The sequence below is a fragment of the Mesorhizobium sp. ORM8.1 genome, from assembly GCF_053005525.2.
Window position 1 is genome coordinate 1,100,701 of the sequence record NZ_CM132600.1, and the last position, 20,944, is coordinate 1,121,644.

Sequence of the window (20,944 nt, forward strand, 5' to 3'; positions counted from 1 at the left end):
TGAGGCGTCGGCGTTCCCTGGAACACCCCTCATCCGACCTCGCTACGCGAGGCCACCTTCTCCCACAAGGGGGAAGGAGAAGGCGTCCTACTCCGCGATCCCTTCCTCATACTCCGCCGACATCGTCAGCCATTTCTCCTCGTTTTGCGCCAGCGTCTGCGCCAACTGCGAGCGCTCCTTGGCCAGCTGCGTGGCAGTCGAGGGATCCTTCTCATAGATCGCCGGGTTGGCAAGTTCGTCCTCGATCAGGTCGATGCGCTTGCGGACGCGGTCCATCAGCGCCTCGGTGGCGCGGATTTCCTTGGCCAGCGGTTCGAATGCGGCGCGGCGCTGGGCTGCCTCGCGGCGGCGGTCGGCCTTGGACGCCTTGTCCGCTTCCTTCTGCTCGCGGCGGTTGGACGAGACGCCGGTGACCAGCGTCTTATAGTCCTCCAGGTCGCCATCATACGGGTTGACCGCGCCGTCCTTGACCAGCCAGAGGCGGTCGGCGGTGGCTTCGAGCAGGTGCCGGTCGTGCGAGATCAGGATCACCGCGCCGGGAAACTCGTTCAGCGCATGGATCAGCGATTCACGGCTGTCGATATCGAGATGGTTGGTCGGCTCGTCGAGGATGAAGAGGTTTGGCCCCTCGAAGGCCGAAAGCCCCATCAGCAGGCGTGCCTTCTCGCCGCCGGAGAGATCCTTTGCGGCGGTGTTCATCTTCTCGGTCGCGAGACCGAACTGGGCGACGCGGGCGCGCACCTTGGCTTCCGGCGCGTCCGGCATCAGCCGCCGCACATGCTCATAGGCGTTCTCTTCCGGGCGCAGATCGTCGAGCTGGTGCTGGGCGAAGATCGCCACTTTCAGGCCCGGCGCCACCGTCATCGTGCCGGTTTCCTGCTTCAGGCGGCCGGACAGAAGCTTGGCGAAGGTCGACTTGCCGTTGCCGTTGGCGCCAAGCAGCGCGATGCGATCGTCGGCATCGATGCGCAGCGTCATCTTCTTCAGGATCGGGCTGCCCTCGGTGTAGCCGACATTGACGTTGTTCAGCGCCACGATCGGCGAAGCGACGGTCTTCACCGGCTCGGGGAAAGAGAATGGCCGCACACTGTCGTTCACGATCGCGGCGATCGGCTTCATCTTCTCCAGCGCCTTGATGCGCGACTGCGCCTGCCTGGCCTTGGAGGCCTTGGCGCGGAAGCGCTCGACGAAGGATTCCATGTGCTTGCGAGCAGCTTCCTGCTTGACGCGGCCCTTTTCCTGCAATTCGCGCTGCTCGGTCAGCTGGCGTTCGAACTGGTCATAGCCGCCGCGCCAGAAGGTGAGCTTCGTCTGGTCGAGATGAACGATCGAATTGACGGCGCGGTTGAGCAGATCGCGGTCGTGCGAGATCAACAGCACGGTGTGCGGATATTTCGAAACGTAGTTCTCCAGCCACAGCGTGCCTTCGAGATCGAGATAGTTGGTCGGCTCGTCGAGCAGCAGCAGGTCCGGCTCGGAAAACAGCACCGCCGCCAGCGCCACGCGCATGCGCCAGCCGCCAGAGAAAGACGAAGCCGGCCGCTTCTGTGCGGCGTCGTCGAAGCCGAGGCCGGCAAGGATGGTGGCGGCGCGGGATTCGGCCGAATGCGCGTCGATGTCGGCCAGCCGGGTGTGGATCTCGGCGATGCGGTGCGGATCGCTCGCGGTCTTTTCCTCTTCGAGAAGAGCCGAGCGCTCGACATCGGCCTTGAGCACGATCTCGATCAGCGGCTCTTCCGTGCCGGGCGCTTCCTGCGCCACCTGGCCGATGCGCGTGTTCCTGGGCAGGTTGATCGAGCCGGTCTCGGATGGGAAATCGCCGGTGATCGCCTTGAACAGCGTCGTCTTGCCGGTGCCGTTGCGTCCGACGAGGCCGGCCTTGGTGCCGGCCGGCAGGGTCAGCGAGGCATGATCGAGAAGCAGGCGCCCCGCCATGCGCAGCGAGAGGTCGTTGATGATAAGCATGGCCGGGCTTTTGCACGGGACATAAGTGCTGCGCAAGAGCCGGCGACCCGGGAGGGTGCTCCGCGCCCTCGAGGGGCTCCTGTTCCGGTGCCCCGCGACCGCGGCGATCGCTTGCTTGCCTATCGCGCTCCGTCGGCGATGATCATTCCGCCGCGGAAGAACAACCCGACGACGCAAGACAACCATAAGTTTCGTATGTTTAATATTAGCGCTGTCATCTGTGGTACATCCAAAAAAAGTCAGCAAAATCTTTTGGTCCAAACGGAATGCTTACCAAAAATTGATTTCAGTTTTTAATGCAAACCTGCAAATCTATCAACGCGCTGTGAGTCGTGAGTGGGCGCCAACGATAACTTGGCCAAGCTCACTTGGCCCAATTAAGCTGGCTATGTCAGGAGCTCACGATGGACGGGGCGGCCAACGATCTACGCACGCTGAGATATGTCGCGGAGATCACGCGCAAGCTGGCGAAGATGCTCTCGCGCTCGCGCTACCAGATGCTTGTCTATCTTCTTGAAATGACGGCGGTCGAGGCGGACAGCCTTGCCGATGAACAAGACCCCAAGCGTGCGCCACAGGCCAAGCAGCCTCAGTCGCGTGGCGGCTGACTGCTCGCAATAAGACCATCCAGAATGGCCAGGCATTTCAATCGCTTGGCTTCTGCGGCCGAAGGATCGGCGGCTTCGACGATGGTACGCTCGAAGTGGTCGAGCGCGTTAAGCGCCGCGAGCAGTTCCCCGACGGATTGCCCAGCGAAAACAGCACGCGCCGCGCCTTGACGCCCTCGGCGGTGTCCACCGAAGACTGAGCGGCCACCCTGCGGCGCAGAGCGCCGAGGGCGGCCAGATGGCCGCGCCATGGTAATGGCGCGGCGTCATCCATTGCAGGCAACATGCCTCAGGCCTTGACCTTGCGCTTGGCCTTGCCTGCGTCGGCGGCAGCCGGCTTGCGGCCGAGGCCGGACGATTTGGCCAGTGCCGAACGGGTGGCAGAATAGCTGGGCGCCACCATCGGATAGTCGGCGGGCAGGCCCCATTTGGCCCGGTACTCATCAGGCGTCAGGCCGTGATCGGTCGCCAGGTGGCGCTTCAGCGACTTGAACTTCTTGCCGTCCTCCAGGCAAATGATGTGGTCGGGGAACACCGAGCGCTTCGGATTGACGGCCGGCGTCAACGCCACCGTCTCCTTGACGGCAACACCGCCAGCGAGCTTGCGCACCGATGCGCTGACGCTGGCGATGAGATCAGGCAGGCCGGAGGCCGGGAGCGGATTGTTGCCGACATAGGCCGAGACAATGTCGGCCGTTAGTTCGATTGCGGTCTTGTCATCGATATTGGACAATTTTTTCACCTTCTGCTGGCTCTCAAATCGCCAGCTCCTTTTTCAGACTTTAGTCGGTGTATCGAATTGGACCTGTCCCCCAACGGACCGCCCAGAGTCAGTAATGCTAGAGACTCAATACCGCACGATGTTTCAGTGAGTCCTACGGACATGCAAGTTAGGAATTCTAATGGCTACAACGGACGCATTATAGCACAGGAGGTGCGTCGCGCAGCGTAAAGGAGCGCTCCAGCACTTCGATTCACACCGAAAGTTGCTGAAATCCAAGTCCAGGGTAAGTTCCGTACACGCAAGCGGGATCCGGCGAGCGAACAACTGGACCCGTGCGATTCGACACTTCCGGGCCAACCGCTAATTTACCGCGACACGCCGCCGAGCCGCGCCGCAGGCTTGTCGTCCAAAATCTCCAGCACGCGCTTCCAGCGCGCGCAACGGCTGAAATCCTTCTGCTCGATGGCCTTTTCGGCCTTCAAGGCCGCATAGAGCGGCGCTTCGGCGCCGAACTCCTTGCAGCCAGCGCGCCTCCTGCCTGGCGCGGCGTTCATCCTCGTCAACCATTGTCCTTGGCATCATCCTTGGCCTCCATACCTTCGATGCCGACCGCAAGGCAGCTGCCGATGACGAGGACGGCGCCGGCAACCGCGGTCCTCGACAGGCTTTCGCCCGACAGCGCCAGTAGAAACGTCGACGCGATCGGCGTCAGATAGGCTACGATCGCGATCCTGCCGCCCCGGTCGAGTTTTGCCGCGCGCGACCAGCAGTAATAGCCGAGCCCCATCGGACCGGCGCCGAGATAGAGCCCGAGCGAGAGGTCGGCGCCGGCCGGGAGGGCGACGCCATCATGCAGGCACCAGGCAAAAGTCAGCGCGATGCCGGCCAGCGCCGAGGGCAACAGCAGGCGCTCGGGCGCCACGCCAAGGCGGCCGACCACGAGCGAGTAGAAAGCCATGCACAGCGCCGAGCCGAAAGCCGCGCAATAACCGGCAAGACTGCCGCCCTCTAACCAGGCCCTTTCGAACCAGGCTCCTTCGAACCAGGCCCCCTCGAACCAGGAATGCGTGCGGCCGCCCGACATGACCAAGGCCACGCCGGCGAAGCCGGCCATGGCCGCAAGCCCAAGCAGCAAGGGGCGGCGCGGGCGGCCAAACACGATGACCGCCGCGGCGAGCATCAATGGCCAAGTATAGGCGACAAGATTGGCCTCGATGACCGGCATGGAAGCAAAGGCGATGTATTGCAGCATCATGGTGCCGACCAGGCCGATGAAACCGACGGCATAGGCGGTGAGCGTCACCCTCACCTTTTCCCCTTGTGGGAAAAAGAGAAGGAGATGTCCGGCTCGTCAGCCTGATCAGCGCAAACACCAAGGCAGCGCCGCAGAACTGCAGGAACTGCACGTGCGAGACCGGATATCCGGCAAGCAGCGTCTTGCCGACAAGCGCGTTGGTGGCCCACAGCCCGACCGCGCCGAAAGCGAAGGCCAGCGCCCCCTTGGAGCGCTGGGCCGATTGATCTCCTGGTTTTCGGCCATGACCGAAGCGGGGCTCAGCGACGCCATTTGCGACTGTCCCGCAACGGTATCGCGGCTTTCTACCATGTGTCCCTCGCGCCGCCCGAGACGGGCTCGGCGCCCGGCTGCGGCACCGGATGCTCCTCAGCATGGCGGCGATAGGCGGGCAGCTGGTTGGTCCATACGTCCTCAGCGAGCTCGTTGACCCAGGCGCGGTCGTGGTCGTTGTCGGCGGCGAGGTAGAACATGCGGTTGTCGTCGACATAGGGCTTGGTCGCCGAGCGCTGGTTGAGCACCAGGGTGACGCGCTCGCCAAGCTGGATCGGCGCGGTGCGGTGAAGCACACCGAGGAACTGGCCAAGCGTGGCGTATTTCATCTTGTGGTCGATGCGCATGATCTTGTTGCGGGGAATGTCGCGGCCGGATTCGAGGATTGACCGGCCAGTCTCGGAATCGTCGCAATAGATCTCAAGATGGCCGCCGATAAGGGGATCGCTGATCGACAGCGGAATAAGCTCGGTCACCGGAACGCCGTCGCAATGCCATTCGACAGCGCCGTCTTTCGGGTTCATGAAGGTGACGGTCGAGCCGACGATCGACAGCGGATAGGGCTCGAGCTTGGTGCCCATCATGTCGGACAGCCTTTCCAGGCGCAGCTTGTCGTTGAGCAGTTCCTTGATCTCGGGAATGTAGCGGTCGGCGCCGGTGATGAAGGTGAGGTCGAGATGCTTGTGCACGGCATGGCTGGCCTTGAGCTTGAGGGCGGCGGCCTCGATGGCGGCAAGCAGGTCTGGATCATAGCCGTGACGATACTGGGCGACGCCGAAGGTCGACACTTTCCACGAAGTCTCATGGCCAATGATGGCCTCTCGGCTCATCGCGCAACGCAGTTCGGGAATTGTATGGGCGTTCATTTTTATTTTCTCCAAAGTGGGGGCAACACTTGGTAAACAGTCAATTAATCCCCTACCCCTGTAAATTTAGGAATGCTGGTGCTAGCGTAAGCGCAGCTTAAGGTCCAAACCCCGTGCGACTGCTCAGTCAGGTCAATCTCAATTCGCTGAAAATCGTGGAAAGCGCCGCGAGGCACAAGAATTTCACGCGCGCCGGCGAGGAGCAGTTCATCACCGCTTCCGCCGTCAGCCAGCGGGTGAAAAGCCTGGAGGACCAGCTGCGCTTCAAGATCTTCGAGCGCGGCGGCAATGCGGTGTCGCTGACGCCGGAGGGCGAGACCTATGTGGCGCGCGTGCGCGAGGCGCTGGAGCGGATCGTGGCGGCCAGCATGGAGGCCACCGGCCAGTCGCAGGCGCATGTGCTCAGGATCTGCGTCTTGCCGACTTTCGCTGCGCGCTGGCTGTTTCCGAGGCTCTTGAGCTTCCAGCGGCAGTTTCCCGATATCGAGATGCGGGTGTCGACCTCTTATGCCACGCATGAATTCTCGGCCTCGGAATACGATCTTGAAATCCGCTACGGCGACGGCCATTTCCCCGGCCTGTTGTCGGAACTGCTGTTCAAGGAAGATCTGACGCCGGTGTGCAGCCGCAAGCTGTTCCACGAGGTGCTGGGCGACAAGCCGCTATCGAGGGTGACGCCGGAGGATCTGCGCTATTTCACGCTGCTCCACTCCGACACCTGCACCCAGAACTGGCAGTCATGGCTTGGCTTTGCCGGCGCCAGCTTCGTGCTGGGCGAGACCAGGAGCGCCTATTTCGATTCGTGCATGATGTCCTACGAGGCGGCCAATGCCGGCATGGGCTTTGCTGTCGCCAACCGTGCCTATATGGCAAGCGACATCCGCGCCGAGCGGCTGGTGGCGCCCTTCGCCGTCCACCACCCCAACACCGCCGGCTGGTATTTCGTCAGCCCGCTCAAGACGCTCGGCGCGCGCAAGGTGGAGCTGTTCAAGCAGTGGATCATGGCCGAGGCGGCGCTGACGCAGCGCGACCTCGACCTGGAGATCGCCGGCGGCCAGCCCAGGCGCGCGGCACTGGCGTGACATTATTTTGCTCCGCTTTACTTTATTGTATATGACTGAGACACCTTAACGGCTCCATCTCTATTCCACCTAAACGAAAACGCTTGACTATGTGCCAACAATCTAATTTGAACCACCGATGAGATCCCAGGATAATATAAGAGACCATTCTTTTTTATTGGCCACATTGCTGATATCTCAACTAACGTATCAGAAGCGCCGAAAATTCTATTTCTGTGAGCCACAAATCCTGAGCGGGCAAGCCAAACCTGCATACCATCCGGTCCAAGCTTCCCAGAGAGCTGACGAAGACATTCCGTCGCCTGCTCGTCAGAGCCGATGCTGCTCCACTCGATTTTGCTCGCCATGGGATCGTCGCCGGGAACCATAGCGGAGCAGCCGATGCTGGTTGGCGGACTTTCGGCATACCTTGCCCTAGGGACTGCCGATTCAGCCAATGCTAGGGGGTGAAAATAGTATAAGCCACCACCACCAGCGCTAGACCGACTTCACCTGAGTGATACCGACGAGACATTCTATCCCCGCGGGAACCTAACTACTCTACCTGCCGTCCACCGCCGAACCAAAGCTGGGTCAATACAAGGCGGTGGATTCTTTCATGGATTACTCGTTTCAAGCCACAGTAGATGAACGTAACCACGCAACCATCACCCACCCCAAGCTTATGCGGTGATAATATTAGGAACTTCTTACTAAACGTTCCCAATTACTGTATAATGGCGTCTTTGTTTCGAAACGCAATAGTCATATTCCGATGTCTGGTGAAACATTCTGCCTGTTTTTTTATAGTTTTTTAGACTTGTTTTCGCCAACCACGTCGAATACCATCCGACGCACTCTGATCCGGTGGACCGTGGCCGCGTTGGAGCCAACGCAGATCCAATTGAACTTCGCAAATTAAACTTGGAAGTCGCTGGGCCCACCTCACGGCTATGGCGCGATACCCCTGCTCTCGCCTACCAGCGCTCGCGCCCATCTTCCTCGATGCCTCTGGTCTCCGTATCCGGCCGTCGGCGGAAGCGTAAGCGATCGTCCCGCGATTTTGCCTTGCCGCATCGGTCGCCACTATCGCGATGAGCGTCCGGTCGCTCAGTCGATCCTGATAGTTGTAGGCGATCGTCCACAGGATCAGTGCTGCGAGGACGACGGCGGCCAGGGCAAGAGTGCTTTTCAAAATGCCGTTCATCGGTGTTGCGAACCACGTTCCGCCACTTGTGGAAAAAAACCGCGGGAGAAAGTGTGAAAAGAGGCAAACACCAGCAGATTTTCGGGATTTTGCCTCGGTTTTGGATCGTCCACATGTGTAGCCGGCTAGCGCGATCGCACCATGACGTGAAGCCGAGACTCAGCTATCTTGGCTTGTGCGGCGGGCCTGATTTCCCGCTTGGCCGGCGCTATCGAGCTTCCTCCCAAGCAGCGCCGGCCTTCTTCTGTGTGGCGCGGCCCGCGCCAACATCTCACCTTATTGCTTTGCCGGCGTGCCCGGCTGATCGCCGCTGGTGGCAGAATTCGGCACCGGGTTCTTGTCGGCCTGGTTGATCGTGTCGCCCGGCGCCTTGGTCGGCGGCGTGCTGTTGTCGCAGGCGGCGAGCACGAGCCCTGCCGCAAGAGCCAGCAGCACAGGAAGCTTCGTCATGACAACCTCCTCTCGTTCGCCCCTTTCCTCGAGGGCAAACGAAGCGGCGGCGGTTTGGTTGCGAGAAACGGCTGGAACCAATCGCCCGGGCTGCGGTTGACCTGCCAACCGAACCAACTGCTTCAGGAGATCACCATGATACGGCTGCTGCTGATAGGCCTGTTTGCCTACGCCGCCTATCGCGTCACGATGCGGATCGTCGAGGAAGTGCCGGGTGACGTCGCGCCGCTGGAGATGCCCGGCGACGAGAGGCGAGCGCTGCGGCGGCAATCGGCGAGGATGGGGGTCGAGCCGAGGAGGTAGACGTTAGCCGATCTTCCCCTCGTGGGAAATGGCCGGCAGGATAGAGAGGGGCGCGAAAGATCTCGGCCTTGCCACTTTTAGTCTGGACCAAGCCTGTTGACTCCATCGATCGCGATACGCTTGGCCATTGACCCTATGCCGGCGGGACAGCGCCCCTCTCTGCCCTGCCGGGCATCTCCCCCACGAGGGGGAGATTGGCTGTCGTATCGGGTTTCGCGAATCGCCGGTGCAAGGAGACCGGCTTTATCCCGTTGCGAACAAAGCGGAAACGATGCTTGATGGGCGATGAACCTTGCCGCCCGTGATTCGTCCTTTGAAGCACCCGCTTACCTTATCCGGCTGAACGACGAGCAGCGGCTGGCGGTGATGCATGGCGACGGCAAGGTGGCGGCGCCTCTGCTGGTGATCGCCGGCGCCGGCTCCGGCAAGACCAACACGCTGGCGCATCGCGTGGCGCATCTGATCGTCAAGGGCGCCGATCCGCGCCGCATCCTGTTGATGACCTTCTCGCGCCGCGCGGCGTCCGAGATGGCCAAGCGCGTCGAGCGCATCGCCGGCGAGGTGTTGGGCCGCGACGCCGCCATCATCGCCGATGCGCTGGCCTGGGCCGGCACGTTCCATGGCATCGGCGCCCGGCTGTTGCGCGACTATGCCGAGCAGATCGGCCTCGCTGCGGCCTTCACCATCCACGACCGCGAGGATTCGGCCGACCTGATGAACCTTGCCCGGCACGAGCTGGGGTTTTCCAGGACCGAAAGCCGCTTCCCGACAAAGGGCACCTGCCTGCAGATCTATTCGCGCGCGGTGAACGCGCAGGCGCCATTGGGCGAAGTGCTGGGCGCCGCCTTCCCCTGGTGCGCGGCCTGGGCGGAGCAGCTCAAGGCGCTGTTCGCGGCCTATGTCGAGGCCAAGCAGGCGCAGAACGTGCTCGATTACGACGACCTCCTGCTCTACTGGGCGCAGATGGCGGCGGAGCCGGAGATCGCGGCGCATCTTTCCTCGCGCTTCGACCATGTGCTTGTCGACGAATACCAGGACACCAACCGGCTGCAGGCCTCGATCCTGCTGGCGCTGAAACCGGACGGCGCGGGCCTGACCGTGGTCGGCGACGACGCGCAGTCGATCTATTCCTTCCGCGCCGCGGAAGTTCGCAACATCCTCGATTTCCCAAAGCAGTTCGCGCAAGGCGCCGAGATCGTCATGCTGGAGCGCAATTACCGCTCGACCGAGACGATCCTGGCCGCCGCCAACAAGGTGATCGGCGAGGCCAGCGAGCGTTTCACCAAGAACCTCTGGACCGAGCGCCGGTCGTCGCACAAGCCGCAGCTGGTCAGCGTGCGCGACGAGGGCGAACAGGCCAACTACGTCTGCCAGGCGATCCTTGCCGAGCGCGAGGCCGGCACGGCGCTGAAGGCGCAGGCGGTGCTGTTCCGCACCTCCAGCCACAGCGGCCCGCTGGAAGTGGAGCTGACGCGCCGCAACATACCGTTCGTCAAATTCGGCGGCCTGAAATTCCTCGACGCCGCGCATGTCAAGGACATGCTGGCGATGCTGCGCTTCGCCGAGAATCCGCGCGACCGCGTCGCCGGTTTTCGCGTCCTGCAATTGATGCCGGGGATCGGCCCTTCGGCCGCCTCGCAGATCGTCGAGGCGATGGCGACGTCGCTGGACGAGACGCTGGGCCTTGCCCGCTTCCGGCCGCCGCAGCGCGCGGCTGGGGACTGGCCGGTGTTCCTCGACATCTACAGCGGGCTGCGCACCGGCCCCAAATGGCCGGCCGACCTGGAGCGGATCAGGCTGTGGTACGAGCCGCATATGGAGCGCATCCATGAGGACGCGATCACGCGGCGCGCCGACCTCTTGCAGCTCGAGCAGATCGCGGCCGGCTATCCGTCACGCGAACGTTTCCTGACCGAGCTGACGCTCGATCCGCCGGACGCCACCAGCGACCAGGCCGGACCGCCGCATCGCGACGAGGACTATCTCATCCTGTCGACCATCCATTCGGCCAAGGGCCAGGAATGGAAGAACGTGTTTGTGCTCAACACCGTCGACGGCTGCATTCCGGCCGATCTCGGCGTCGGCACCAAGGAAGATATCGAGGAAGAGCGCCGGCTGCTCTATGTAGCGATGACGCGGGCCAAGGACAGCCTGCATCTGGTGGTGCCGCAGCGCTTTTATCCGCACAACCAGCCGGCGCGCGGCGACCGCCATGTCTATGCTTCGCGCACCCGCTTCATCCCCGCTTCGATGCTTTCGGCCTTCGAGCAGTCGTCCTGGGCAAGTGCGGCCCTCAAGGACGACCCGCGCCAGAGGCCGGGGGTCAAGGTCGATCTCGGCGCGCGCATGCGCGGCATGTGGAAATAAGTCGCCAATCAACAATCACGGCCGCGCCGAAGCTGGGCAACGCGCTGTATTTGTTCGGACTTTCAGTCCCGCCGGCAAACACTTGCGATCGTCCCGGTAACCATTCCCGAGAATGCGGCCAGTCATTTTTCCAAAAGACGCCATGGAACCTTCCACGGCGCGAAAGCTTTTCCCGTCAGAACTTTATTCCCGTAAGAACTTTTTTGTTAGCTGGTTCCAGTCAGAGGAGTGGGATTTATGAAGACCCTTATGCTCGCAGCCATTGCGGCTGCAATGTCCATTTCGGCTCTCCCGGCGATGTCCGTGCCGTCGAAGGCGGCAAGCCTGGTGATCACCACGGACAACGACAATATGCGCCATGATGAACGCTACTGGCGCCACCACCATCGAGACCGCGACCACTGGCGCGACCGCGACCGCTGGCGGGACCGCGACCGCTGGCACGATCGCAGATGCCGCATACAGATCGAGAAGCGTTGGCATCACGGGCGCCCGGTGATCCGCGAGGTCAAGGTCTGCAGGGGCAATGACTGGTAGGTTTGCGAACTGACGTTTCGGATCGAGCCGTTGCCGGCACAGGCAGCGGCCCGACCCCTTGTTGTGCGATGGCCAGGCGGGCCTCTGCCTGAGAAAAGTCGACATGTGCGGAACCTCTCGGCGCACGATGCGTTGTCAGCGCGTCCCACCAGACCGCAGGATGACAGCCCCGCCATCCCGCGCAGCCAATTGACGAGGTCCGAATGTACGACAGGATGTTCTTCACTCCGGTCGCCGTCAGCGTCGGCGCTGGCCACAAGCGCATGATTGCCTCGCTGTCCGACATGCACGACTTGTTGACCGAATTCCCGCCGTCGCGCCGGCGCCTCAGCTACGGCGCCGCTGTAAAGGCCTGCGAGGCCGCGCGTGCGGGTGAAATCTCCGCTGAAGCGGCACGCGATGCGCTGATCACCTTCGCGGTGACGGCAGGCGTGCTGTGGCCCGCCGAGCAGCCGATCATTTCGGTGAAGCCGGTGGCACGCGGTTATGGCGGTTTTGCCGCCTGAGCGTGAGTCTCGGCAGATGCGCTGCAGAGCCCGCCGACGTTCGGCGGGTTTTATGCTATTCCGCCTTGGCGGCGGCCGGCGCTGCCTCGGCGATGGGCGCGGCCGGCTCGGTATCGGCGACAAACGGATAGATGAGCTGCTGGTGGTAGAGCTGCGGCACCGGCTCGTCGACGCCGTATTTCTTCGGCATGTGCTCCGGCATGAACAAGGTGCCGCCGATCAGGTCGATGAACGGCAGCTGTGCCGCGAAATTCTTGTCATAGGCCTGAGGCTCGTTGGCATGATGCCAGTGGTGGAACTGCGGCGAGGCGAGAAGCAATTTCAGGGGCCCGAATTTGATGCGGGTGTTCGTGTGGATGAATACGGACTGCCAGTGATAGATCAGCGCATAGATCAGAAACGCCTCGGTGGAAAAACCCAGCGCGAACACCGGAATATATGAGGCCGCTTTGGTCAGGACCTGGTCCACTGGATGCACGCGGTGCGCGGCAAGCCAGTCCATCTCCTCGATCGAGTGATGGACGGCGTGGAAACGCCACAGGAACGGTATCGCGTGGAAGGTACGGTGCGCAAGATAGAAACCCGTATCGGCAATCAGCAGAACCTCGACCACCTGCAGCCAGACCGGCTGCGATTGAACCGTAGCAGCGACGGCTTCCGGAACGACACCCGCGATCGACAGCATCACGGTACCGACCACCACCAGCATGCCCAATTTGATGAGGATGCCGTTGAAAAGCATCCAGAAGACGTCGTTCAGCCAGTGTTTGCGCGTTAGCGACTGCTCACGATGCAGCGGCAGCAAATGCTCCAGCGGAATGAAGATGAGGGCGATGATCAGCACCGCCTTGAAGTCGATGAAAGCGAACACGGTCACTCGCGAGTTTTGGCCAGGATCAGCCGCCAACACTAGCGGTGAAGGGATGAATGGACGGTTGATGATGTGCCTTGCATTCTCACAGCGCGCCGCTGTCAGGGAATCCCGTGAAACTTTTTCGACCGCTGCGTGAAACACCGCACGGACCGTTCGCGTTGCTCATGCCAGTTGCGGACACGCTTCAAGTCTTTGTTTTGATGCATGTCGTTGTCCCAGAGCCGCTGCGCACTTCTGGGCGACATACATTGGGAGAGCGAATGTTTCTCGATCGCGAGCAGTTCAAGCCGGCGGCGGAAATGCGGCTCAGCCGGGACAAATCGTCGATCCGGGTGACCATAACCGACCAGAAAATTTGCGAGTTCGGCGAAGCCGTCTACGCGTGGATCACCGCCGACGGCAAGCCCGTGAGGATCGGCACTTGCGGCGCGTCGGCCGGCAAGCGTCTGCTTTCCTATCCGGGCTATATCAACCGCAGCCTCACCGGGCGCGGCGGCGCGACACCGAAATGGGAGGCGCTGAAATGGCTCGGCCTGCTCACCGAGCACGGCATGCTGACGGCGGTGGTGCACCGGCCGGAGCCGACGCTGACGGCGGCAGGCCTGGTCAGGCCCTATCTCGATGTCGAGCGCCAGCTGATCCGCCAGCACCGGCCGCTGCTCAATCGTGGTCATCGCTGACCATTGCGGGCAGTTGGTCCGTAAGAACCGAAAACGCCAAGCCACCGCTCGCGAGGCGGCGTCAATAGCCCTAGTGGACCACGCGCAAGGCGTCGCCGGGATGCCCGTTGCGTGGGTTGAAGCTTTCGAAGCTCACCTGGTCGCGGCCGTTGGACTTGGCCTTGTAAAGGTGCCGGTCGGCAATCTGGAACATGCTGGCATAGGTGGTGGGTCCGCTGAAAGCGATGCCGCCGATGCTGACCGAGAGCGGGCAGCGCCGGCCGTCGGGCGCGAACTCGGCCTCACGGATGCGCCGCCTGATGGATTCGGCGACCAGGAACGAACGTGCGGCATCGGCGCCGGGAAGGAAGACCGCGAACTCCTCGCCGCCAATGCGGCCGACGATGTCGGCGCCATGCAGTTGCCCCTTGATCGTCGTGGCGATCAGCTTGAGCGCCTGGTCGCCGCAATCGTGACCGAGGCGGTCGTTGATCGACTTGAAGTGGTCGGCATCAACGATCAGCAGCGCGCCGGTGTCGGCGACCGCATGGCGGTGCGCCTGGTCGAGATAGGCCTCGACCAGCATCGAGAAGGCGCCGCGGTTGAAAACCGTCGTCAGGCTGTCGGTCGCGGCAATGACGCTGAGCTCCTTCTGGGCGACCGCCAGCTGGCGCAGCTTCCACATCAGGAAGGACAGGAAGGAGCCGCCGAGGATCAATGGCAGGAAGAGATCCGTGAGCTGCGCCCAACGCAGCGCCTGCGGCGACAGCGAGGGGAAATTGAAGGAATCGACGAAGAAGGCCGTGGCAATGAAAAAGGCGGTGCCGGCGGCGGTGACCACCACGACCCTGCCCCAGCTCGTCGGGGACAAATCGATGCGCATGCCATTGCTCCCGTTGCGTCATGTCCATTTTGGCGCGAGAAGGCAAACGAACTGCTAATACACGTGCTGGCCCGCCAACTTGGTTAATTCCCACCCCAGCACCCGCACGGCCCGGCACAACCGGAAAGCCAACGACGCCAGAAAGCCCACCAGGCTTTCCGACTGGCCGGAGGTTCTCGTCAGCGCGCCGCCAGCCGGGTCGGCGACGCGGTAGGAGAGTGCCGCAGAGCCTCACGGCTGGTCCGACACTCCCGGCTGAGCCGTTGCCGGTGCCGCCTCACGCGGCAGCGGGAAACGGCATGGCACTCAGGACCTGACACATGATCGCTGCCGAACCTTGGCGCGGATCATGTGTTAGTCTTTTGCTTGATGCATGTCGTTGTCCCAAAAAAGCTGCGCAGTTTTGGGCGACATGCATGCGAATTTCTCGAGACGTGCTCGTCAGGCGTAAGCGCGCCCTTCCTCCGAGCGCTGGAACAGCATCAGGTCGAGCGGCACCGACGGCCGGCCGAGCACCGTGAGAACCATGTGCGCCTGGCCGCGATGATGGGTCTGATGGTTGAAGAAATGGCCGAGTGCCGGCGACAACCGCTGCGAGACGGTGCGCATGTCGGTTAGCGTCGTATAGGAGAACCGGCCGGCGAGAGCCTTGTCGCTCATGCCGTCCAACCAATCGACGATCCTCTTGTCCTCGGCCTCGCGCGCCAGTTTCAGGGCCGGCAAACCGCGGTAGAGGATGGCCGCCGTGTTGGAAGGCGCGTCGCCCTCGCCGGTGAAACGCTTCATCCAGACGCGGTCGGCGGCAAGCAGGTGGTTGAGCGTGCCCAGCATCGAGCCGAAGAACGCGCCGACGTCGCGGCCAAGCTCCTCCTCGTCAAGATCGGCCACGGCATCATAAAGACGGCCGTTGGCCCATTGATTATAGGTCGCGAACATCATGAAATGCTGTTTCATTCTTCCACCGCTCACAACCGAATCCCGGCCCTTCGTAACCCGCAGCAACGGACCCGCCAATGACCATTGTGCTTTATGACCTCGTCGGCCATGACGTCGCCCGTCCTTTCAGCCCGCATTGCTGGAAGACCAAGATGGCGCTCGCCCATAAAGGGCTTACCGCCATCAAGGTGCCGACCCGCTTCCTGGAGGTGCCCAAGGTCGAAGGCGGCGTGTCGAAGACGGTGCCGGTGATCCGCGATGGCGAGCGCGTGGTGACCGATTCCTTCGCCATCGCGCTCTATCTCGACGAAGCCTATCCGGACCGGCCGACGCTGTTCGGCGGCGAAGGCGGCAAGGCGATGGCGCGCTTCATCGAGCGCTGGTCGCAACTCACCATCCACCCCTATGTCGCGACGGTGGCGCTGACCGACCTGCATGCGATGCAGGACGAGGTCAACGCCGTCTATTTCCGCGAAAGCCGCGAGCAGCGTTACGGCAAGCCCCTGGAAGAGGTTATCGCGGACCGCGACGCCGGACTTTCCGCCTTCCGCGCCTCGCTGGAGCCGCTGCGCGCGACGCTCGGCCTGCAGCCTTTCCTCGGCGGCGAGGCGCCGCTGTTTGCCGATTACATCGTCTTCGGCGCGTTGCAATGGGGCCGCGTCGCTTCGCCCTACAAGCTGCTCGACGGCAGCGACCGCGTCGCGCAATGGTTCGAGCGCTGCCTCGACCTGCATGGCGGGATCGGCAGGGAGGTCGAGGCAGCGGCGTGATCTCGCCAGCTACTTTGTCTCATTCTTGTCGACCAGCTTGACGCAGATCGGGTCGCCCCTCCCCATGGGCGTGCATTGCCATTCGGGGCCAAAACCGAAATTCTGATCGCGCTGGGGATGAAACAGCAGCGCGTAGCCGAGCACGGCAAAAACCGCGGCCATCAAAAGAATGCCGGCAATGTCGCCACGTCTGAAATAAGGCCAGTGCATAGCCGCGAACTCCGCCGCCACGGGCGCCGGCATTCACAGGCCGGCGCCAACGCAGCCGTCTAATTATCCCGCAAACAACGTCGCATGGCCAGATGCCGCCCTCCCCTTGGCAAGGCGTCGGGCGGCTTGTATAGAGCCCGCCACTCCAATTCCACAACAAGGACGACACATGGCGCTCGAACGCACTTTTTCGATGATCAAGCCGGACGCAACCCGGCGCAACCTCACCGGCGCCATCACCAAGATGCTGGAAGACGCCGGCCTGCGCGTCATCGCTTCGCGCCGCGTGTGGATGAGCCGCCGCGAGGCGGAAGGTTTTTACGCCGTCCACAAGGACCGTCCGTTCTTCGGCGAACTGGTTGAATTCATGTCGTCGGCTCCGACGATCGTCCAGGTGCTGGAAGGCGAGAACGCCATTGCCCGCAATCGCGAAGTGATGGGCGCCACCAACCCGGCCAACGCCGCCGAAGGCACCATCCGCAAGGTGCATGCGCTGTCGATCGGCGAGAACTCGGTGCATGGCTCGGACGCCGCCGAGACGGCCGCGCAGGAGATCAAGTACTGGTTCTCCGACACCGAGATCGTCGGCTGAGCCGCAAGCTTCGGTTTTTGACGGATCAAAACGGCCCGGTTCGACCGGGCCGTTTTTTTGCTTGACGGGTATGGTCTCGCCAAGTCGACACCCTAGGTTTCGGAATCGGCAAAATCGACCTGGGCGTCACCGATCGCGGCCGACGATCGCGCTTCCGCCCCAGAGCAGGGAGGAGAGAATGCTCAATGCTCATGCTTCATACAGCGACGCCGCATATCCGGACGATCTCGTCCTGCTGAAGCGTATCTATGACCAGGTTTGCGAAGAACGCGGCATATGCGTCGGCAGTGCCGAGGCCTCGGCCCTGGCAGTCGAGGCCATGAGGCTCTTTTCCGCCGGCATCTTCGATGAGGACACGATCAGCAGGCGCCTGCGCCGCATGCGGTAGCCAACGGGATCGAAGGCCCTGGCCCGTTCCAGGTCCTTGTTTCTTATGAAATGTCGCTTCTGCCGCCTGTTTTCTGGCGGCATGGATTAAATTGGCCTTTCCGCTTCCCGCGGATGGGAGATGCCTTCGGCCATGACCAGCACCATTCCCGGTTTCTTCCAGGGCACGGAGATGCCGTCCGCAACCTGGTGGGAGGCGCTGTGGCCCGATCCCGCCGGCGTGCTCGCGGCAACAGGTTTCAGGCCGGCCCTGGACGCGGTCGACCTCTGTTGCGGCGACGGCTGGTTCACGCTGCCGATGGCGCGGCTTGCCGAGCATGTCACCGCCATCGATATCGATGCCGGGCAGATCGACCTCGCCCGCCGCCGGCTTGCCGGGTGCGGCATCACCAATTGCGAATTCGTCGCAGGTGATGCCTATGGGCTTGCCGGCCTGGTATCGCGGCCCGCCGACTTCATCTTCATGGCCAATGCCTTCCATGGCGTGCCCGACCGCCCGCGACTGGCGCGCGCAGTCGCCGCAGTCCTTTCCTCGGCGGGGCGCTTCGTGATCGTCAACTGGCACCAGCGTCAGCGCGAGACGACGACGGTGCTGGGCGAGCCGCGAGGGCCGAAAACCGAGCTCCGGCTCTCGCCGGAGCAGACTATCGCGGACGCCGAAGCAGGCGGCCTGCGGCTGACGGCGCTTATCGATGTGCCGCCCTATCACTATGGGGCGGTGTTTGAGCCAGGGCAGTAGGAGAGCTCGGATCGGCGCCGACATATTCCTACTGCCCTACTGCCCTACTGCCCTATTCACCTTCCCCGTAGCGGATGACCTCGACCTTTTCCTTGGTGATCAGGCAGCTGTTGGTCAACGCCTTGATCTCAGGGATCAGCGCGTCGATCTTTTCCGGCGCGTCGACGATCTCGACGACGATCGGCAGGTCCTGCGACAGCCGCAGGATCTTGGCGGTGTGAAGCAAGCTGGAGCGGCCGAAACCGAGCGGACCTCTCAGCACGGTGGCGCCCGCCATGCCAGTCTCGCGCGCCTTGATCACGATCGCCTCATGCAGCGGCCTGCCGTCGGCCGACCTGTCGTCCTCGCCGAAAAAGATCCTGAGCAGCACGCATTGCGAGGGAAGTTCCATGTCTTCCTCCCTGTTTAACGGTTGATCCTGGCGGCGATGACGTAACCCAGCCACGCGGAAACGAGCGACAAGCCAACCACACTGACAAGATAGGTCGCCGCCAGCCCAACGTCGCCCTCAAGCAAAAGAATGAAGGTGTCGAGGCTCATCGCCGAGAAGGTGGTGAGGCCGCCGCAGAAGCCGGCCATGACGAAAACGCGGCCGGCCGGTCCGATCATCAGGCGGCCCTCTGGCCGGGTCAGCGTGGCGAAGAACATGATCAGCCAAGAACCGACGACGTTGACGAAGCCAGTCGAATAAAACGCGTTCAGGCCGAGCGCCGAGACGATGACATAGCCGGACAGGAAACGCGCCAGCGAGCCGATCGCAGCGCCGCAGCCGACCGCCATATAGAGGCGCAACGCCGTCTGCCTGTCGTTTGTCGCCATCATGTTAGCCCGCCATCCAGATGGTTGAACCAACCACCCAGGTGGTTGAACCAACCACCCAGAGGACGGCCCAGAAGCCGAAGGCGACGGCAAGCACGCTCAATGCCGCCGAGGCGACGACGTTGAAGGTCGCCAGACGCCCCTCGCCTTCGAGCGCGAGGTTCAGCGTCTGCAGGCAGAAGGAGGAGACCGTGGTGTAGCCGCCGAACAGGCCGACGACGATCAGGTCGCGGAAGAGGTCACCGGCGAAGATGCCGCCATGAACCCGCGCGGCGCCGGCGAAGGCGCCGATGGCGACGGCGCCGGAGACGTTGACCAGGAGCGTACCCCAGGGAAAGGTCTCGCCGACGCTGCGGCCGACAAGGCCCGACAGGAAGAAGCGGGAAATGCCGCCGAAGAAGCCGCCGATCAGGACCAGGGCGCAAGCCGCAAGGGTCATCGCTTCACATGCCTTTCCAAATGCGGTTCCCAAGCGGGAATCACGTTGCATATCTATTTTCGCAGTTCCGAACGGAAAACCGCAGTGCACTTTTCCTGGAATTGCTCCAGTCAGGCACGATGCGAGCGGCAAAAACAAATCCTGCCGCGCGCAAGCACGCCTGGCAGGAGTCATCGGCCCCAAAGGGCGGTTTCGGGGGAACCCCATCCCCATTTTTGAGGACGCTAAACGGTCACCTCAAGGCGGTCAATCGGCTCGTATCATCGCGATCGTCATCGGCCTGGCGTTGAGCGGATCGATGAGGTGGCGTCCGTCGGGCACGAACAGCAACCGCTCCCCGACGACGATGCGCGCCTGCAGCGTATAGATCCGGCCCTGCTCGATCGCCTTGGGGTCGAAGCCGATCTCGAACCCGATCGGCACCTGCCCGGCGGGCGCCGTTCTACGCTTGGCGATCACGGCTGGCGGCCTGTCGGCCAGCGAGATGTCGGCGAGTTCCACCATGAGCACGGCATCGGGCGGCAGCGCGATGCGCTCGCGGTAAGTCACCTCGCCGGCAATCGTCTTTTCGCCGGCATTGGTGAGCTCCGGCACGGCAAGCACGCCGACCACCAACGGCACCAGCCCGAAGATGAAGAACTCCGCGATCCTGTCCAGCACGGGATTGCTCCGCCAAGCCAATCAAACCGATGAGCAAGCTTGGGTCGGATTGCGGTCGTTCGATGGCGCGGGGATGTTATTTGCTGGATTTCGTCCAGCGGCCGGCCGCCTTGTCGTCGGCCTCCTTGGCCTCGACCCAGCCGCCCTCGGAGCCATCCACAAGATGCTCCTTCTTCCAGAAGGGGGCGCGCGACTTCAGATAGTCCATCAGGAAATTCGCCGCCTCGAAGGCCGCCTGCCGGTGGGCGGAGGCCGCCACCACCAGCACGATATTTTCGCCAGGCGCTATCTTGCCATGACGGTGGATGACGGTCAGTCCCTGCAATGGCCAACGCCCGGCGGCTTCCGCCGCGATGCGGCCGATCTCGGCCTCGGCCATGCCGGGGTAATGCTCGAGCTCCAGCGCCGAGAGCGTGCCTTGCTCGTCGCGGCACAGGCCGGAGAAGGTGACGACGGCGCCGATGTCGGTGCGGCCTCCGGTCAGCGCCGCAATCTCGGCGGCGACGTCGAAATCCTCGCGCTGGATGCGGATGGCGGGCACGACCGCGCCGGCCATCTCAGCCCCCGGTCATCGGCGGAAACAGCGCGATCTCGCGCGCGCCCGCGATCTTCTCGCGGTGGCCGACATGTTCCTGGTTGATGGCGACGCGGATGACCTCGGGATATTGCAGCGCGTGCTCATATTCCTCGCCGCGCGCTTTCAGCCAGCGCAACAGGTCGGCCACCGTTTCGATGCCGGCGGGCAGCTCGACGTCCTCTTCCGGCTTGCCGATGCGCTCGCGCACCCAGGCGAAATAGATGAGCTTCGTCGACAT

The 20,944-nt window shown here is 62.8% G+C and carries 28 protein-coding genes and 1 riboswitch; of the genes, 11 read left to right on the top strand and 17 right to left on the bottom strand.

Features of this window, described 5'->3' with window-relative positions:
* Positions 1 to 87 precede the first annotated feature (87 nt).
* The gene (locus ACVDG8_RS05790) at positions 88 to 1,965 is read right to left on the bottom strand and encodes an ABC-F family ATP-binding cassette domain-containing protein (protein ID WP_447253854.1); all 1,878 of its coding nucleotides are present in this window, start codon (positions 1,963 to 1,965) and stop codon (positions 88 to 90) included.
* A 404-nt stretch (positions 1,966 to 2,369) separates the two neighbouring features.
* Here ACVDG8_RS05790 and ACVDG8_RS05795 point away from each other — a divergent pair, with 404 nt between their 5' ends.
* Positions 2,370 to 2,573 carry a hypothetical protein gene (locus ACVDG8_RS05795; protein ID WP_447253855.1) on the top strand — a complete coding sequence of 68 codons (204 nt, stop codon included), beginning with the start codon at positions 2,370 to 2,372 and terminating at the stop codon, positions 2,571 to 2,573.
* Between the two features lie 37 nt (positions 2,574 to 2,610).
* On the opposite strand, the gene ACVDG8_RS05800 is transcribed toward ACVDG8_RS05795, so the two are convergent.
* From ACVDG8_RS05800 to ACVDG8_RS05820, 5 genes are all read right to left on the bottom strand, one after another.
* Positions 2,611 to 2,859 carry a hypothetical protein gene (locus ACVDG8_RS05800; RefSeq protein WP_447253856.1) on the bottom strand — a complete coding sequence of 83 codons (249 nt, stop codon included), beginning with the start codon at positions 2,857 to 2,859 and terminating at the stop codon, positions 2,611 to 2,613.
* A 3-nt stretch (positions 2,860 to 2,862) separates the two neighbouring features.
* Complete coding sequence (locus tag ACVDG8_RS05805) at positions 2,863 to 3,306, bottom strand: MucR family transcriptional regulator (RefSeq protein ID WP_447253857.1); 444 nt, start codon at positions 3,304 to 3,306, stop codon at positions 2,863 to 2,865.
* Positions 3,307 to 3,662: 356 nt separating this feature from the next.
* Entirely contained in the window at positions 3,663 to 3,860 is a 198-nt protein-coding gene (locus ACVDG8_RS05810; protein WP_455707585.1) for a hypothetical protein, read from the bottom strand.
* The gene (locus ACVDG8_RS05815) at positions 3,857 to 4,606 is read right to left on the bottom strand and encodes a DMT family transporter (protein ID WP_455707586.1); all 750 of its coding nucleotides are present in this window, start codon (positions 4,604 to 4,606) and stop codon (positions 3,857 to 3,859) included. The genes ACVDG8_RS05810 and ACVDG8_RS05815 overlap by 4 nt, the downstream gene beginning before the upstream one ends.
* 290 nt (positions 4,607 to 4,896) lie before the next feature.
* Positions 4,897 to 5,730: a hypothetical protein gene (locus ACVDG8_RS05820; RefSeq protein WP_447253859.1), complete on the bottom strand. Its 834-nt coding sequence runs from the start codon at positions 5,728 to 5,730 to the stop codon at positions 4,897 to 4,899.
* A 113-nt stretch (positions 5,731 to 5,843) separates the two neighbouring features.
* On the opposite strand from ACVDG8_RS05820, the gene ACVDG8_RS05825 reads away from it, so the two are divergent.
* Positions 5,844 to 6,812 (top strand): LysR substrate-binding domain-containing protein, encoded by a 969-nt coding sequence (locus tag ACVDG8_RS05825; protein WP_447253860.1) that lies wholly within the window; start codon positions 5,844 to 5,846, stop codon positions 6,810 to 6,812.
* A 1,462-nt stretch (positions 6,813 to 8,274) separates the two neighbouring features.
* On the opposite strand, the gene ACVDG8_RS05830 is transcribed toward ACVDG8_RS05825, so the two are convergent.
* Positions 8,275 to 8,448 carry a hypothetical protein gene (locus ACVDG8_RS05830; RefSeq protein WP_447253861.1) on the bottom strand — a complete coding sequence of 58 codons (174 nt, stop codon included), beginning with the start codon at positions 8,446 to 8,448 and terminating at the stop codon, positions 8,275 to 8,277.
* Between the two features lie 135 nt (positions 8,449 to 8,583).
* Between ACVDG8_RS05830 and ACVDG8_RS05835 the strand changes: the two genes are divergently transcribed.
* From ACVDG8_RS05835 to ACVDG8_RS05850, 4 genes are all read left to right on the top strand, one after another.
* Positions 8,584 to 8,751 (top strand): hypothetical protein, encoded by a 168-nt coding sequence (locus ACVDG8_RS05835; RefSeq protein WP_447253862.1) that lies wholly within the window; start codon positions 8,584 to 8,586, stop codon positions 8,749 to 8,751.
* A 285-nt stretch (positions 8,752 to 9,036) separates the two neighbouring features.
* Positions 9,037 to 11,118, top strand: a complete 2,082-nt coding sequence (locus ACVDG8_RS05840; protein ID WP_447253863.1) for an ATP-dependent helicase — start codon at positions 9,037 to 9,039, stop codon at positions 11,116 to 11,118.
* A gap of 237 nt (positions 11,119 to 11,355) precedes the next feature.
* Positions 11,356 to 11,655 carry a hypothetical protein gene (locus ACVDG8_RS05845; protein ID WP_447253864.1) on the top strand — a complete coding sequence of 100 codons (300 nt, stop codon included), beginning with the start codon at positions 11,356 to 11,358 and terminating at the stop codon, positions 11,653 to 11,655.
* A gap of 203 nt (positions 11,656 to 11,858) precedes the next feature.
* On the top strand, positions 11,859 to 12,161 hold the full coding sequence (locus tag ACVDG8_RS05850; protein ID WP_447253865.1) for a DUF982 domain-containing protein: 303 nt from the start codon (positions 11,859 to 11,861) through the stop codon (positions 12,159 to 12,161).
* 55 nt (positions 12,162 to 12,216) lie between these two features.
* Here ACVDG8_RS05850 and ACVDG8_RS05855 read toward each other — a convergent pair whose 3' ends face one another.
* Entirely contained in the window at positions 12,217 to 13,032 is an 816-nt protein-coding gene (locus ACVDG8_RS05855; RefSeq protein ID WP_447253866.1) for a sterol desaturase family protein, read from the bottom strand.
* Between the two features lie 263 nt (positions 13,033 to 13,295).
* Here ACVDG8_RS05855 and ACVDG8_RS05860 point away from each other — a divergent pair, with 263 nt between their 5' ends.
* A complete protein-coding gene (locus tag ACVDG8_RS05860; RefSeq protein WP_447253867.1) occupies positions 13,296 to 13,715 on the top strand; it encodes a hypothetical protein in 420 nt (139 codons plus the stop codon).
* Between the two features lie 70 nt (positions 13,716 to 13,785).
* Here ACVDG8_RS05860 and ACVDG8_RS05865 read toward each other — a convergent pair whose 3' ends face one another.
* Both ACVDG8_RS05865 and ACVDG8_RS05870 read right to left on the bottom strand, forming a co-directional pair.
* Positions 13,786 to 14,577, bottom strand: a complete 792-nt coding sequence (locus ACVDG8_RS05865) for a GGDEF domain-containing protein (protein ID WP_447253868.1) — start codon at positions 14,575 to 14,577, stop codon at positions 13,786 to 13,788.
* Between the two features lie 441 nt (positions 14,578 to 15,018).
* Complete coding sequence (locus ACVDG8_RS05870; protein ID WP_447253869.1) at positions 15,019 to 15,531, bottom strand: DinB family protein; 513 nt, start codon at positions 15,529 to 15,531, stop codon at positions 15,019 to 15,021.
* A 59-nt stretch (positions 15,532 to 15,590) separates the two neighbouring features.
* Here ACVDG8_RS05870 and ACVDG8_RS05875 point away from each other — a divergent pair, with 59 nt between their 5' ends.
* Positions 15,591 to 16,283 carry a glutathione S-transferase family protein gene (locus ACVDG8_RS05875; RefSeq protein ID WP_447253870.1) on the top strand — a complete coding sequence of 231 codons (693 nt, stop codon included), beginning with the start codon at positions 15,591 to 15,593 and terminating at the stop codon, positions 16,281 to 16,283.
* A gap of 9 nt (positions 16,284 to 16,292) precedes the next feature.
* On the opposite strand, the gene ACVDG8_RS05880 is transcribed toward ACVDG8_RS05875, so the two are convergent.
* Entirely contained in the window at positions 16,293 to 16,526 is a 234-nt protein-coding gene (locus ACVDG8_RS05880) for a hypothetical protein (protein ID WP_447253871.1), read from the bottom strand.
* A gap of 136 nt (positions 16,527 to 16,662) precedes the next feature.
* Between ACVDG8_RS05880 and ndk the strand changes: the two genes are divergently transcribed.
* The 3 genes from ndk (at position 16,663) to ACVDG8_RS05895 (ending at position 18,211) form a co-directional block, all read left to right on the top strand.
* Positions 16,663 to 17,085 (top strand): nucleoside-diphosphate kinase, encoded by a 423-nt coding sequence (gene ndk / locus ACVDG8_RS05885; protein WP_447253872.1) that lies wholly within the window; start codon positions 16,663 to 16,665, stop codon positions 17,083 to 17,085.
* Positions 17,086 to 17,263: 178 nt separating this feature from the next.
* The gene (locus tag ACVDG8_RS05890; protein WP_447253873.1) at positions 17,264 to 17,473 is read left to right on the top strand and encodes a hypothetical protein; all 210 of its coding nucleotides are present in this window, start codon (positions 17,264 to 17,266) and stop codon (positions 17,471 to 17,473) included.
* 132 nt (positions 17,474 to 17,605) lie between these two features.
* Complete coding sequence (locus ACVDG8_RS05895; protein WP_447253874.1) at positions 17,606 to 18,211, top strand: class I SAM-dependent methyltransferase; 606 nt, start codon at positions 17,606 to 17,608, stop codon at positions 18,209 to 18,211.
* 52 nt (positions 18,212 to 18,263) lie between these two features.
* Here the strand turns inward: ACVDG8_RS05895 and ACVDG8_RS05900 are convergent, their stop codons facing one another.
* From ACVDG8_RS05900 to moaD, 6 genes are all read right to left on the bottom strand, one after another.
* The gene (locus ACVDG8_RS05900) at positions 18,264 to 18,602 is read right to left on the bottom strand and encodes a DUF190 domain-containing protein (RefSeq protein ID WP_447253875.1); all 339 of its coding nucleotides are present in this window, start codon (positions 18,600 to 18,602) and stop codon (positions 18,264 to 18,266) included.
* 14 nt (positions 18,603 to 18,616) lie between these two features.
* Positions 18,617 to 19,030, bottom strand: a complete 414-nt coding sequence (gene crcB, locus ACVDG8_RS05905; RefSeq protein WP_447257240.1) for a fluoride efflux transporter CrcB — start codon at positions 19,028 to 19,030, stop codon at positions 18,617 to 18,619.
* A 4-nt stretch (positions 19,031 to 19,034) separates the two neighbouring features.
* Positions 19,035 to 19,469, bottom strand: a complete 435-nt coding sequence (gene crcB, locus ACVDG8_RS05910) for a fluoride efflux transporter CrcB (protein ID WP_447253876.1) — start codon at positions 19,467 to 19,469, stop codon at positions 19,035 to 19,037.
* A gap of 157 nt (positions 19,470 to 19,626) precedes the next feature.
* A riboswitch (Fluoride riboswitch) is annotated at positions 19,627 to 19,689 on the bottom strand.
* A gap of 26 nt (positions 19,690 to 19,715) precedes the next feature.
* Positions 19,716 to 20,129 carry a YbaY family lipoprotein gene (locus ACVDG8_RS05915; RefSeq protein WP_447253877.1) on the bottom strand — a complete coding sequence of 138 codons (414 nt, stop codon included), beginning with the start codon at positions 20,127 to 20,129 and terminating at the stop codon, positions 19,716 to 19,718.
* 76 nt (positions 20,130 to 20,205) lie between these two features.
* Positions 20,206 to 20,685, bottom strand: a complete 480-nt coding sequence (locus ACVDG8_RS05920) for a molybdenum cofactor biosynthesis protein MoaE (RefSeq protein ID WP_447253878.1) — start codon at positions 20,683 to 20,685, stop codon at positions 20,206 to 20,208.
* A 1-nt stretch (position 20,686) separates the two neighbouring features.
* On the bottom strand, positions 20,687 to 20,944 hold the full coding sequence (moaD, locus tag ACVDG8_RS05925; protein WP_447253879.1) for a molybdopterin converting factor subunit 1: 258 nt from the start codon (positions 20,942 to 20,944) through the stop codon (positions 20,687 to 20,689).